The organism is Granulicella cerasi (assembly GCF_025685575.1).
Taxonomy (GTDB): domain Bacteria; phylum Acidobacteriota; class Terriglobia; order Terriglobales; family Acidobacteriaceae; genus Granulicella; species Granulicella cerasi.
Genome location: NZ_JAGSYD010000001.1, coordinates 339274 through 353272 on the forward strand (window position 1 = coordinate 339274; position 13999 = coordinate 353272).

Annotated in this window: 8 protein-coding genes; 5 read left to right on the forward strand and 3 right to left on the reverse strand. The window is 59.7% G+C overall.

Going from position 1 to position 13999, the window contains the following annotated elements:
- Positions 1-9 precede the first annotated feature (9 nt).
- The 3 genes from OHL11_RS01330 to OHL11_RS01340 all read right to left on the reverse strand — a co-directional run bounded on the left by OHL11_RS01330 (position 10) and on the right by OHL11_RS01340 (position 11259).
- Positions 10-3414 (reverse strand): TonB-dependent receptor, encoded by a 3405-nt coding sequence (locus OHL11_RS01330; protein ID WP_263369671.1) that lies wholly within the window; start codon positions 3412-3414, stop codon positions 10-12.
- A gap of 420 nt (positions 3415-3834) precedes the next feature.
- Positions 3835-7725 carry an Ig-like domain-containing protein gene (locus OHL11_RS01335; protein WP_263369672.1) on the reverse strand — a complete coding sequence of 1297 codons (3891 nt, stop codon included), beginning with the start codon at positions 7723-7725 and terminating at the stop codon, positions 3835-3837.
- Positions 7726-7860: 135 nt separating this feature from the next.
- Positions 7861-11259: an Ig-like domain repeat protein gene (locus tag OHL11_RS01340; protein WP_263369673.1), complete on the reverse strand. Its 3399-nt coding sequence runs from the start codon at positions 11257-11259 to the stop codon at positions 7861-7863.
- A 293-nt stretch (positions 11260-11552) separates the two neighbouring features.
- Here OHL11_RS01340 and OHL11_RS01345 point away from each other — a divergent pair, with 293 nt between their 5' ends.
- The 5 genes from OHL11_RS01345 to OHL11_RS01365 all read left to right on the forward strand — a co-directional run bounded on the left by OHL11_RS01345 (position 11553) and on the right by OHL11_RS01365 (position 13956).
- Complete coding sequence (locus OHL11_RS01345; protein ID WP_263369674.1) at positions 11553-11762, forward strand: hypothetical protein; 210 nt, start codon at positions 11553-11555, stop codon at positions 11760-11762.
- 194 nt (positions 11763-11956) lie between these two features.
- On the forward strand, positions 11957-12130 hold the full coding sequence (locus OHL11_RS01350) for a hypothetical protein (protein ID WP_263369675.1): 174 nt from the start codon (positions 11957-11959) through the stop codon (positions 12128-12130).
- Positions 12131-12177: 47 nt separating this feature from the next.
- A complete protein-coding gene (gene nadD, locus OHL11_RS01355; RefSeq protein WP_263369676.1) occupies positions 12178-12840 on the forward strand; it encodes a nicotinate (nicotinamide) nucleotide adenylyltransferase in 663 nt (220 codons plus the stop codon).
- A 69-nt stretch (positions 12841-12909) separates the two neighbouring features.
- A complete protein-coding gene (gene rsfS, locus OHL11_RS01360) occupies positions 12910-13494 on the forward strand; it encodes a ribosome silencing factor (RefSeq protein ID WP_263369677.1) in 585 nt (194 codons plus the stop codon).
- 12 nt (positions 13495-13506) lie between these two features.
- The gene (locus tag OHL11_RS01365) at positions 13507-13956 is read left to right on the forward strand and encodes a 23S rRNA (pseudouridine(1915)-N(3))-methyltransferase RlmH (RefSeq protein ID WP_263369678.1); all 450 of its coding nucleotides are present in this window, start codon (positions 13507-13509) and stop codon (positions 13954-13956) included.
- The last annotated feature ends 43 nt before the right edge of the window (positions 13957-13999 follow it).

A 13999-nucleotide genomic window follows, 5' to 3' on the forward strand; every position in this document is an offset into this window, starting at 1 on the left:
TTTGATTGATTAGAACTGCAGACGAACTGCGAGCTGAACGTTACGACGTTCGTCGGTGGACGAAGGTGAAGCGTTCGGCGACCCCTTCGCCACGCCCACATTGGTGACCTGCGAGAAGTCAGCAACGCCGCCGTAGACGATCGGGTAGTAGTTCGAGTGGTTGAGGATGTTGTAGAACTCGCTACGAAGCTGAACCTTGTAGCGGTCGTCCGCTCCGAAGGCAAAGTTCTTGTACACGCCCATGTCAAAGCTTACGTTCTTGGGACCGTAGAACTGATTACGGTCCATGCCGATGTTCTGCACGCCGCCAAGGTTGTCGGCGAATTCAGAAAGCCCCTCAGCGTTCACGAAGGTGTTGGCCGCCGTTGCGGGCAGGTTGACATAGGTAAAGTGCGACGGAGTCGAGTCAAAGTTCTGACCGCTTGGCGCGCTCCCCTTATAGGCAAGTCCCGGACCAGCCTGGATGCGCGGGCAAGTCGTGAAACCGTTTGTGCAATCGTAGATGGTGAAAGCCGAGCCCGTACGAACCACGGCGATCGGAGCGAACTCCAAGCCGCCTGCAATTGTGTGCAGAAGGTGATTGTTACGGAATTCCAGGAACGCAGGCTGATAGATTCCGCCGATCGAGAACTGGTGGCGAATGTCGAAGTCAGCATTGCCGTAGTCCAAGTTCGGAGCATACGCGTTGGTGTAGCCAAGGTTATCGTTACCCGTGCCCTCCGAGAAGGTTGAGCTCAGGTTATCCATCGCGTGAGCAAGTGTGTAATTGGCAACGAATTGAACGCCGTACTTCTTGAGCGCGCTCATCTTCCAGTACACGTTCATCGCGTTGTAGTTGGAGTAGGCATTAGCTTCACGCATATTGATGCCTGCGTACTGGTTGTTCACACGGTTGTTGCAGTACGAACCGGAGAAGTAGCAACCAGAAACGCTGGTATCGAAGCCAGTGCTACGGCCAACGAAAGTACCCATGCCGTAATCATTCAGGTTCGCGATAGCGTACAGGTCCTTGCCGAGCGCACCACTGTAGGTGATACCGACAGTGTTACCAGCCGCCACTTCATGTTCGATGGTGAGCGAGTACTGATGCGTGTAGGCGGTCGGCATGTTCTGCTGCAGGGTACGCAGCGAAGCCGGATACAGCGGAGTGGTTCCCGTCGAACCTGCGAACGGACCAAAGTTGGAGTTCGTCAGAGCGACATTGTTGACAACCACACCGGCGTAGTTGGGTGGATTCTGGATGGTGTTGTAAGTGACATTGCCAAAGTTACGCTCGTAGCTGATGCCGTAGCCACCGCGGATCGCCGTCTTGCCGTTGCCGAAGACGTCGTACGCGAAGCCCACGCGGGGAGCGAAGTTGTTGAAGTCCTGCTTGATCAGACCGCCGTCCGGCGAGTTGGGCGTGGTCTTCACCTGACCGGACTGAACCTGCTGTGCGAGGTTCGAACCCGAACCGAGGTAGAAGTTTGACTCGAGGTTGCGGTTGTTGTTGTGCTGTACGCCGTAGTACTCCCAGCGCAGGCCTGCATTAACTGTGAGGCGCGGGGTCAGCTTCCATTGGTCTTCGAGGTAAACGCTACCGTCGTTGAATGTATTCTGGCGCTCGAAGCTGGGCGAACTCGCGGGGTTGCTGAGCGAGCAGGCGGCCGTCACTGTAAGAGTGCTGTTGGCGGCATACGAGCAAGGAAGCTTGCCCTGTGGATTGAGAGCTACTTCAAAAGAGCCGACGGTACCGTTCGTCAGGTTCGTGATTCCCGTAGCCGTCGAGGTTGATGCGGAGAATTCTTCGACAGCGGACTCGTAGGCACCAAAGACGCGGTTGTCACGGATCTGGATGAACTGACCACCGAACTTCACGGTGTGACGGCCCTTGGTCCATGTCGCATCTTCCACAAACTGATAGGTGTTCTGCGGTCCGCCGAACGGAATGGCGTTGCCCGGGCTGGTGGGGAGGTAACCCGGCAGGGCTACCGAGTTGCCGCCGATGACACCACCGGTCGAGGTGAGGTAGGCGCTGGGCGTGAGACCGGCGCTGCCGAGAGGCTCGCTGACGTTGACGCGGTTGAAGCTGATCTTGGTCGAGCTTACCAACGACGGCGTGATGATGTAGTTGATGCTGAACAGATATGCCTGGTTGAAGTCGCTCTCAGTGGTGTTGTAGCCCGTGTACGGGCTGAGCGAAACATAGCCAGGAAAGTACTGGTCCTTATACGTTGCCGCGCGGAAGTACATGTTGATCTTGTTGTTCAACGTGTAGTCAAAGCGCGTGACACCGAAGTAGGCGTTCACAGGGTCGCCGGCACCGGCGTTGATCGGTGCGCTGACCGTGGCCGTCTGGAAGTTCGTGTTCGCCGCAAGCGGGCTGCCCAGCTTGGTTGACGGATCGATCTTTCCATAGGTGTTGAAGAAGGACTGCGTTGCGGCCGAGGTCGTTGCCAGGAATGCAGCGGTCGGAACCGAAAATGTCTGCTGACCCGACGAGCGCACACGATTCCACTCGTAGTTGTTGAAGAAGAAGAGCTTGTCCTTGATGATCGGACCACCTACCGAGTAACCGAACTGGTTACGCGTGAAGTGATCGCGCGGGGTCTGCGCGGTGCCATCGATACGAGCCTGCGCGTTCGCCGCGTTCTCAGCGAATGTGTTCGACGCCAGCGCAGAGATACGGTTGAACTCATACAGGCTACCGTGGAAAGCGTTGCTGCCCGAACGCGTCGCAAGGTTCACAATGCCGCCAGAAGCGCGACCATACTGGGCGTCAAAGCCGTTCACAATGATGCTGTACTGGTCTACTGCGTCAAGCGGAACCGTAATACCAACAGTCGCGTCGTAGTTGTCAGCATTTTCTACGCCGTCCAGGAGTACCTCTGTACCAGCTGAACGCTGACCATTGAGAGCTACTCCAACACCGCGAGCCGTGGTGCCATTTGGATCAGAAGCGGTAACGCCTGAGAGGATGACGAAATCGTAAGGATTACGCGTCAGCGAAGGAAGATCAATCATTTCCTTCGGCGTGATCGTCGTGGAGACTTCTTGCGTCGTGGTGTTTACCGCGAAAGCTGCATCGTCTGCCGTCGCCACAACGATTTCCGTCGAGCTGGCGCCGAGCTTTGCGTCCACCGTGGATTGCGCGCCGACCGTTAGCGTGACGGTGCGCTTGTATTCGCCAAATCCAGCGGCCTGAACCGCCACAGTGTAGGTTCCGACAGGGAGAGCATTCAGGACATACGTCCCCTGACCGGTCGCCACAGCCGAACGGGTAAAGCCCGTTGCAGAGTTCTTCACAGTGATAGTGGCATTGGGCAAAACGGCACCGGTGGAATCGGTAACCGTACCAGACAGGCGAGCGGAGTCGACCTGCGCGTGCAGAGAAGAAACCATACCAGGGATGATGCCCGAAACAACCGGGGCCACGAGGGTTGCTGCAAGAGTCCAGCGAAGAGTACGAGAGGTCAGTCTCAAATGTTTCTCCAAAAATGATGTTGCGACGTGTTGCGATGACTGCAGAGAAGGTTGCTATGAATTCAACTGACCAGGGTTGTGCAATTCGCGTGCCAAAAGTCACATGGAAGTTGTACAGACGATGAAAGGCGTGTGAAATCAGCGTGACGCGACAGAATTCCCTGCAAAGGCGGTACAAGGCTTTCCCACAATTCATACCGCAAAACATAATTTCGTAGGCATTTCGCCCGAGGATATGCAATTCGGTAGAAAAAGGTTGGCACCCGGCCCACTCACGGCGTTGACACGGTTGAATTTGTTTCCCGCTCCATCAAAAGTGCGACAGCACAGCTATCTTCCGATAGCCGGGCGGCAAATGAGTTCTAGCTTCCCTTAGGGGGTGACTGTGAGGTTAAGGTGGGCGGACTTCGTCGCCTGGAGACCGTTTGGCTGGGTGCCGGTGGCTGTCAGGACGATGTCGTAGGTGCCGACAGGGGTGTGGTCTGGCCATTTGCCGGTGCAGCCGGTCAGCGTCGCCGAGGCCGTCAGCGCGAGCAGGAGCGTTGCGAGGACGGCGAGTTTCCGGCGCCGGCGGGCGAGCAGGCCGAGCCCGACGAGAGATGCCAGGGCCGTGATCGGGTGGCGCAGAGGCGAAAGCGGCGCGGGGCGGGCATCGGCGTAGAAGTTGCCGACGGCGTCGGTCTCCAGCGTGAGAGTAGAGGATGCCTTACCGCCAGCGGTCAGCGTGACGCCTGCAGATGAGAAGCGGCAGGTGAGGACGCGCGGCAGATTAGGACCACAGGAGAACGTCACCGGACCCGCGAAGACGCCAATGGACTGAGCAGTGACGGTGAGCGATTTGTGGTGCTCGGTCTGGATGCTGATGCTGGTGGGGTCCGTCGTGAGGTCGATGCTGGAGGGGTTGACCACGAGCGTGACCGGCGCGGAGCCGCTGCCCAGGAAGTTTCCGTCGCTCGGCACGTAGAAGGCGCTGATCGAGTGAGTGCCGACGGAGAGGTTCATCAGGACCGCGCTGAGTGCGGATGTCCCCGCGGGCTGTGCCGTCAGCGTGAGGAGAGCGGTGTTGCCGTCATAGATCGTGACGGAGCCATAGGCGGCTGCGGGGCCGGTAAGGTCGTTGAGAATAACGGTCGCGTTGGCGTCCTGGCCTTCGCTGATCGAGGCGCTCGCGAGGCTGAGGACGAGCGAGGTGTTGTTGGGCAGAACCACCTGAGCGACCGATGCCGTGTCCGCAGTGACGTCGTTGTCCCCGGAGCTGCGGGCGGTGAGCGTGTGGTTGCCGACCGAGAGCGACTGCTGGATCTGGTTCTGACCGGTGGCGTTGACCTGTCCGCTGGTCAACGGCGTACCGTCGAGCGCGAAGACGATGACATCGGGCACGAGCGTGCCGTTGAGACTGAGGCGTGCCGCGTAGGTGATGGGTGCGAGAGCGTATGCAGGGTTCGCCGACGACGTGAGCGTAAAGGTCGGGGTGGCTTGCGCGACGGCGAAGCTCGTCGGCGCGCAGGTGGAGGGGTTAAAGAGGCCGTCACCCGCGTAGCTGCAGGTAAGCGTATGCGAGCCGCCGTGGAGGATGCCGGACGGGATCGCCGCCGCTCCCGCGGTATTGATGTTGACCGAACCGAGCGAGACGCCGTCGAGCGCGAAGGTGACCGCGCCGGTGGGCGCGCTCGGTGCTCCGGTGGCGGCGGGAAGGACGCTCGCGGTGAAGGTCGTGCTGCTGCCGGCGAGGAGTCCCGACTGGATGGGGCCGGCGGTGACGCTGCTGGCGTAGCCGTTCACCACCTGCGGAATGCTCGTGGTGGAACCGGCAAAACTTCCTGTCGGGTTATAGATGGCGGTGATGGTGTGGGTTCCGCGCGTCAGTGTCGAGGTGCTGTAATGGGCGCTGCCGTAAACGTCGAGCGTCAGGGTGCCGAGCGGCGTCGAGTTATCGGAGAGCGAGATCGTACCGGTGGGAGCGATCGAGCCTGCAAGTACGGCGATGCTGAAGGTGACGTTCTGCCCGAGCTGCGAGGGGTTGGCCGAAGAGGTGATGGTGGCGTTGGTCGCGTAGCCCGATTGCACGACCTGGTTGAGGCTTGCGCTGCTGGACGCGTAGGGCGAGATGGCGTTGTACGTCGCGGTGATGCTGTGCGTGCCGGCAGCGAGCGTCGACGATGAGTACGTGGCGACGCCGTTCGCCAGAGTCGCCGTGCCGAGCGCGGTACTGCCGTCAGAGAACGTGACGGTGCCGGTGGGGCTTCCGTTGCTGCCGGAGACAGTGGCCGTGAAGGTGACGTTCTGGTTGATGACCGATGGGTTCAAAGAAGAAGTCAGCGTGGTGGTCGTGGCGTTACCGTCGACAACTTGCTGCACGACGCTGGCCGTCGCGGATTTGTGGGTATCGTCGCCATCGAAGCTGACCAGATACGTGACGCTTCCGGGCGTGTTGAAGGTGGTGGAGAAGGACGCACTGCCCGTCACATCGGAGGGCACGTTGGTTCCTCCGTTGTCATTCGCCTGGTGAAAGCGGAGTGGTGAAAGGATGGCTCCCTCTGGCGAGGTGATCTTTGCCTGAAAGAGCACGCTCTGTCCGACTGAGGACGGATTAGGCGTGGCCGTAAGCGTGATGCTCGGAATGTACTTCGCCACAGCCACAATCACCTGAGCTGACACCGAAGGGCTAAAGCCTGCGGAGCCTTCGAAAGTGGCGATGAAGACGCGCTTGCCGGGCACGAGCCGAGGTACGGAAACCACGAATTTTCCGCTGCTGTCGAGCGTGCCGTCAGTGAGAGGCTGCCCATCGAGGGTAATGTGGGCTACGCCGGTGGGCGTACCAAAGGCGCTGGACACCTGTACAGTGAGCTTGGCGGAGGCTCCGCCCGCGTAGTTCCACATGTCCGGCGAGAGCGTGGTTTGCGTGGAGTCTGTGTTGGCCGCGCCTGGCCGCTCGTAGGCACCGAGGTCGATGACCGCTGCGGCGCTGGTGGATGAAGCGATGCGTGGGTTCCCGTCGAGATCGGTAGACGCGGTGTAGAGAGCTGCGGTGTTGTTGCCCTGATCGACGAAGGGAGACGACGACAAGAGATGAAAGTCCGTCGCCGAAAGGAAGCCTGGTGCAGCAAAGCTGCTCGCTGCGAGAAATGGCTGCGAGTTGAGGCAGGCGTCTTCGATGGACGAGCTGGTCTGGCTGCCGTTGTAGAAGACATTATGGTCAGCGACGTCGAGCCCGGACACGCCAAAGAGCGGCAACATGATTCCCGAACCAACGCAGTGAAGCACGGTGGCACCGCTGGTGTCAGCAAAGATATTGTTCAACAGGTAGATCTGATTGGAATCCCAGTAGAGCGAGACCTCGGTGCCCGAGTTCACGTTGAGGCAGGAGCTATTGCTGACGGTATTGTTGACGACGGTGTTGTTGACGATGAAGAGCTTGATGGGATCAAGGAAGTCGGGCGAGAAGAAGCCGACGTAGATACCTCCAGCACCGCAGGCTGCTGAGTTCCCGGTGATGAGATTGCCTGAGACGATGGTTACCGGCGTGGTGGTGTCATAGCTCCCGTAGATGGGTTCGACGACGAGACCGCCGCCCGTTCCTACGGAAACGTTGTCGCGGATGATGTTGTTCCGAATCACGGCGGCCTGACCAAGGTCGCCGATGCCAGCAGCATAGGACTCCGAGGTGGTGGCAAGCGCGCGCATCGAGTTGTCGTGAACGAAGTTACGGACAACCATGGTTTGAAGGCCCGCTCCGGCAAGACCAGAATCTGTGACGCCAGTGAGAAGAATGGGAGCGTTGTTCTTGAACTCGCAGCTGGAGTTCGCATTCGTCGTGCCGGAGACGGTATTGCCCTCGATGTCTGCCGCGCCGTACGAGGAGACGATGCCGCTGCAGGAGTTCCCGAGTACGGTGTTATTGAGAATCGTGGGAGCGGAGTTTTCCGCAACGATTCCGCTAGCGGCACCTCGCACCGTGAAGCCGGAGAGGACACTCCCTCTGGTTTCGGCGCTGTGAAACCTGACCCCGATGTTTGCGCCGCTGGCGTCAATGACGGTGTCAGCAGGGTTCGACGTCGCAGCGCGCAGGGTGATTGCCTTGCCCAGAAAGTCGATCGACTCATGATAGATGCCAGCATCCACCAGCACGGTGTCGCCGTCGTTCGTTGCGTTGATGCCGGCCTGGATGGTGGGCTGATCGGCCGGAACGCGGATGGTCTTCTGCGCGAAAAGCGCAGGCGTGGCAAGAGCAAAAATAAGCGCAAGCGTACGGCGCAGATGCATTGGCGCAGGCCCCTGAGGAGTGGTCTGCTTATGCTATCTCACGTGGGAAGGTTTCCAGCGTGAAATCACAAGAAGTGATTCGAGCGGTTTGTGGTTCGCCGCAATCTAGAGACACGAACGACGAACCACCTGCCTCTACGGCGTCACCGTCAGCGCGAGGTGCGTGGTCTGCGTGATCTTCGCGCCGCTGGCCTGTGTCCCTGTGGCGGTGATCACGATGTCGTAGGTGCCTGGCGGCGTGTGGTCCGGGTAGTGGCCGGAGCATCCGCTGATGGTCGTGAACAAGGCGCAGGCCGCAAGCGCGAACATCAGGTTCCTGATATGGCGACGACGGCGCGCGAGGGCGACGGTCGCAAAAAGGCCAGTGATCGCGAAGACCGGCACGCGGTTCTGTGGCCACGGTGTGCGCTGTGTGCTGCTGGCGTAGAAGTTGGGAACCGCGTCGGTTTCGAGCTTCAGCGACGTGGACGCGGTGGAACTCTGCGCGACGTTCACGGTGGACTGGCCGAAGGTGCAGGTAAGCACCGGTGGCAGCGGTGTGGCGCAGGCAAGCTGCACATTGCCCGAGAAGCTGCCGACAGAGCTCACGATCACGTTCAGCGATTTGTGGTGCTCGGTCTGGATGCTGATGCTGGTGGGGTCCGTGGCGACGGTGAAGCTCGACGGCAACACCGTGATCGTTACCGGGCCGATGGTGGTCGCCGGGGCGTTCGAGTTGGTGTCCGGCAGATAGGTCACGGTAAGCGTGTGTGTGCCAACGCTGAGCGTGTTCAGCGGGATGTCGACGGTGGTGGTGTTGGAGGTGAGCACCGCTGCGGGCAGGTTTGCGCCAGCGATATTTGTCGAGCCCTCCATGAGCACGATGGAGCCGCTGGGCGAAGGCGTGCCGGTGAGGTCAGCGAGCGTGGCGACAACGTCCACCGTCTGCGTCTCGTAGGCCGTGGTGGGTGTAGCGATCAGTGTGCCGCTGGTATCGTTCTTCAGCACAGTGACGGAGGCACCGGCTTGCGCAGCGGTATAGCTGGTCGTCGCAGCAACGGAGGCGGTGATGGTGTACGGTCCGGCTGCGAGCGAGAAGGTGAGCGTGGCATCGCCGTTCGCGTTCGTGACCGCGGAGCCGCCGGTGCTCGTGGTGATGGTGGCGCCGGAGACGGGTTGGCCGTTCGCGGTGAGGTGCGCGGTACCCGTGAAAGCGGTCAGGGCACGCGGCGCTGCGTTGTTCAGCACGAAGGTGAGCGCGGAGGTAGCGGCCGTGGCGGTAATGGTCCATGTCGGGCACGTGCTGCCGCTGTAGACGCTGTCACCGGAGTAAACGCAGCTGAAATCGTTCGCTCCACCAACAAGAACCGGGCTCGTGATGTCGGCCTTGGCCATGGTTGTGCCAACGGCCGTAACCGCTGCGCTACCGATGGTTCTGCCGCTTCCGTCCAGGAAGGTCACGGTACCTGTAGGAGCGATGGTTGAGGTGCTCGACGTGCTGGTCACCAGCACTTCGAGCGGTGTCGTCTTCCCTGCAAAGATCGGCGTGATGAGCAGGTTGTTAGCTGACGTTGTCGGTATCAGCGCAGCGGGGTTGACCACCTGCGTGAGCGAGCCGGTTGACCCGCCAAAACTGCCCGACGCGACAAACGCTGCGGTGATGCTGTGCGTGCCTGCGGTGAAGTTGCTGACGGTAACCGAGGCCGAGCCAGTAGAGTCCACCGTGGCATTGCCGAGCGAGTTCGCGCCGTCGATGAAGTAGACCTTGCCCGTGGGCGTCGAGCTCCCGGTAAGCGCCGCGATTTTCGCGGTGAGCGTGACGCTGTCGCCAACGTTTGAGGGGTTGAGCGAAGAGGTCAGCGTGGTGCTGGTCGCGGTGGCGTTTGCTGCGGAGGCGAGGAGGTTGATATAGACAGCTTGCAGTGGTAATTTGAAGTTAGAGTCACCGGGCCAGGTGGCCGTGAAGTTGTGAGTACCTGCAGCCAGACTTGAAACGGTGAAGGTTGCAATAGCGGGTGCCGTCGAAGTCGCAGGGACAATCGTCCCCGTGCCGATGCTGGTGCCGTCCTCATAGAACGTAATGACGCCAGTGCCCGAGGTACTGATTTGGCCGAAGTATGCGTTCAGCGTGACGGAGGCGCCAACGGTGGGTGTCCACGTTGAAGGTTCAAGCACCAACTGCGGCCCCGTGAAGACATTCGTTGTAAGGAATGCGCCATATTCGTAGCCGCCCATGTCAATGACAGCGTATCCCTTTGAGGTGGCGTCGAAATAGCGCTCAGCTCCCCAGAAGTCTGAGCCTGAAATCGGAAGGCCGGAGTTGTTGCCCGTGTCGATCGCGGGTGAGCCTTGTTGAAGTTGGAAGCTCGCTTGTCCATTGGAAAGTGCGGTGCTCGAAACATCTGCGAAAAGCGGGTCCGCTGAGATGTTGCCGAAGGTACCCGTAGGGCTGGTGCAAGCTCCACCAATGGGCTTGTTACCGCTCGAAGGCACGGAGTAGAAGTCGTTGTGATCGAGAACAAGCGGGGTGATGGTCTGGCCCGCGTATGTTGAGCCGCAGTTCACAGCGTACTGCCCATTACCGTTGCCAACGATGATGTTGTTGACCATCTGGTATTGCGCGAGGTTGCCACCGATATAGACGTCGGAGCCAGCATTGGAACTCGTGGCAGTGTTGTACGCAATCGTGTTGTTGATGAGCACACCCTGCACATCGCCCACCGATGAGCCCGGGATGACGAGATCAAGACCACCCGAAAGTCCTGTGTTGCTGTAGATGATGTTGTTGGAGATATAGAGCGATGGAGTAGAGGCCGTGTAAATCGCGCCGCCATATCCCGCAGACTTGTTGTTGTCGATCACATTGCGGTCAATATCAACCCGCGTCTGGTTGGTGATATTGATGGCGGCGCCACCGCCTTTGTCTCCGCTGTACTGCAGCGAGTTCACATTCGCCGTGAGGATGTTTCCTAATATCGCCGCCGTCTTCGCTGCGTTTGGATCTGCGCCGGAAATCACGATCGCACTGCCAGTGCCTTCTTCGCTGGGGCAGCCTGACGAGAGTGTTCCGCTGATGAGCGTCCAGGCTACGGCGACGTTGGAGTTCGTCGCCAGCACGCCAGCACAATAGCCGCCGATGCGGTCGTATTGAATGCTCGGCGAAGCGTTGGTGATGGATATCACGCCATGCACACCACCGCTATTGGCAGGAAGTCCACCGCCTTGAATGTTCAGGTGCGAAATGACCGTGGCAGAAGCTGCTGCTCCGGAGATGCTGATGGCTGGGCCGGTGTTGGATGGCTTGAGAATGGCTCCAGGCAATGAGCCCGTAGACGCACTGCCACCATCGAGAGTGATGCTCTTGCCGATGATGGTGAGGTGCTCGGTAAAGGTACCGCTAGGATCCAACTGAACGGTATCGCCCGTCGAAGCGGAGTCAATGGCTGCTTGTGCGCTTTGCCCTGCTGCCACCGTGATGGTCTTCTGCGCGAACGCAGGCAGAGTCAAGACCGAAAGTGCTGCAGCAGACAGGGTGCGGAAAAAAATATTTTTCATGTGCCTTCGCGGACAAACAGAGGGATGCGTCAAGAATACGCGACCCGCGTTACATCTCGGACCGATTCGGTCGAAGCGCGTCTTTGTTGAGGATCGAAAATGGCGACAACTTCGGCCTTACTTTTGTGGGAATTTCCGACCGTTTCGGTCGCGGGATGTACGACTCATTTAGTCGCGCAACCCCAGTGTTTACGCGGGAATCTGATGTGGTTAGAGTGATCGCAGTGGGGACGGAATCCTCCTCGACGAGTTGTAAACGACATCAGATTTTCGATCCGAAAAGGAGAACTACCATGCAGGCAATTCACGACGGACAGTGCGGACTTTGTACTCACTTTGGCGAGCACGCGGCAAAGACCGATGCGCTCGTAAGCATTGTCACCAGCAAGAGCGCACCCGAAACGCTGCTGGATGAATGCGGCCACCCCAAGCACGCTTCCCTGCACCTCAAGGTCACGCCGATTTCCGGCTGCGATGGCTTCGTACCGGCCGCTGCTGCCTAAATCTTCTCGCGGCTTTCCGGCAGCCCTTCACAAGAGCCTACCGACAAACGAGGACTGTGCCTTTGGCGTGGTCCTCGTTGTTTTGCTTTGGTGAAAGTGAGAGTGCCGTAGCGAAACAGTTTTGCGCGCGGCTCGTCTTATCTTCCTGATCGGCATCCAACGAGGAACAGGAGATACAAGCGGCTGTGGGCTTAGTGCGCGTACTGATCGGCGTGATCACGGCAGTGCTGCGAGCACTTGCCGGCGCGTTTATTGCCCTGTTCTCCTCGGTCGCGCTCGGGATAGCGGCGGTGATCGGCGTCGTGGTGCTGGCTCTGGCGCTCTTTGGCTTGCTGGGCGCGGGCTTCGCGAAGCGCCGCGAGCGTTGATCGCATAGCGCGAATGCGGGGTTCAGCATACTCTGGTGGGAGCCCTGATGCCTCCAGCTCACATAACACCGGCGCCGCGCATTGGTTTCTTCGGCGGCACATTTGACCCTCCGCACCTCGGACATCTCGCGGTAGCGCGCGCCGCTGCTGATCGCTTCTCGTTGGACGAGGTTCTGCTGGCACCCGTGGCGCATCAGCCGCTGAAGACGGCCGCGTCGTCCGCGAGCTTCGCCGATCGGTTAGCGATGGCCTCGCTGATGGCCGAGGCAGACGCGCGATTCAGCGTGAGCGACGTGGATGCGGAACAGCAGGATGGTCGCCCGAACTACACCGTGGACACGCTGGCACGGCTCCGCGGGCGCGTGACGGAGCAGACGAGGTTGTTTGTGATCGTCGGCGCAGATTCCCTGCGCGATCTGCCGCGGTGGCATGATCCGCCTCGTCTATTGGCGCTCGCCGAGTTGATTGCAGTGAGCCGGCCCGGAGAAGATTTGTCGGCTGCACTGAGCAAACTGCGCGCCGCGTTTGGCGAAGAGCTGTTTGCCGAAATGGAGCCACGGATCCATTGCATCGAAGGGGTTGAGCAGCCCGTAAGTGCGACGACATTGCGACATGATTTAGCCAACAACGATGCTGCCGCCAGCGAGTGGCTCTTGCCGGGGGTTTTGCAGTACATCCAGGCGCATCATCTCTACGGAAACGAAGCCTAAAGCAGCAAACGAATGTTAGTGAGCGGCGCAACAGAGTAGTCTAGGATGGAGAAGATTTAGAGGAGAAGTATGGCCAGTTCAGAGACCAACGAGATGCTTGCCGTAGCAGCGGCCGCGTGCGAAGACAAGAAGGCGGAGGACATTCGCATCCTCGCATTGGACCCGTCGGAGAGCGGCCTGACGGATTACTTTCTGATCTGCAATGGCACGAATGAGCGCCAGAATGTGGCGATCGCCGATGAGATTGAGCTGCAGCTCAAGAAGAAGTTTGGCGCGTATGCCAACTCCGTAGAGGGCCGCCGACAGGCTGAGTGGATCCTGCTCGATTATGTCGACTTCATCGTCCACATCTTCTCGCCGGAGAAGCGTGCGTTCTATGGCCTCGAGCGCTTGCGCAAAACGGCAACGACGTTGAGCTTGGACGATCTGAACGCAGAGCTCAAGAAGCAGATCACCGCAACACGTAAGGCTGCGCCGGTGAAGTCTGCGGCGACCCCGATGAAGTCGGCAGCTGCTCCCGCGAAGAAGGCGGCGACGAAGACCGTCGCGAAGACGACAGTCGCCAAGAAGTCGACGAAGTCACCCGCAGAGAAGGCGGTCGTCAAGAAGCCTGTTGCCAAGAAAGCTGCAGTGAAGAGCGCCAGGAAGTCTTAGGACTCCACCGCGATGAAGCTCCTGCTTGCAGTGATTACACCGAAGGGTCTCCGTCAACCGGAGGCCCGTTCGCTTGTGCAGATGTATATGAAACGGGCGACGCCGTATCTGCGAACGGAGTTGCTGGAGCTACCCACCGAGGCCGCGTTTGTCGAACTGCTGAGCAAACGAAACGGGCGGACTGCGCCCTATGCGGTGTTAGGTGATAGCCGCGGCAAGGCTGTGACCTCCGAAGATCTCGCAGCCTCGATTGAGACCGCGGCGCTTGCGGGTGCCAGCGAGTGGCTCTTCGGCATCGGCCCCGCCAACGGCTGGAGCTCCGATACTCTGGCACAGGCAAAACTGACAGTAAGCTTCGGCCGCATCACGCTGGCACACGAACTGGCGACAGTGGTAGCCGCAGAACAAATGTACCGCGCCCTGACCATCCGCGCCGGACACCCTTACCACGTCGGGCATTGAACCCGCAAAGATGCGGCTTCAATCAAACCAGAAAAAGATCGGG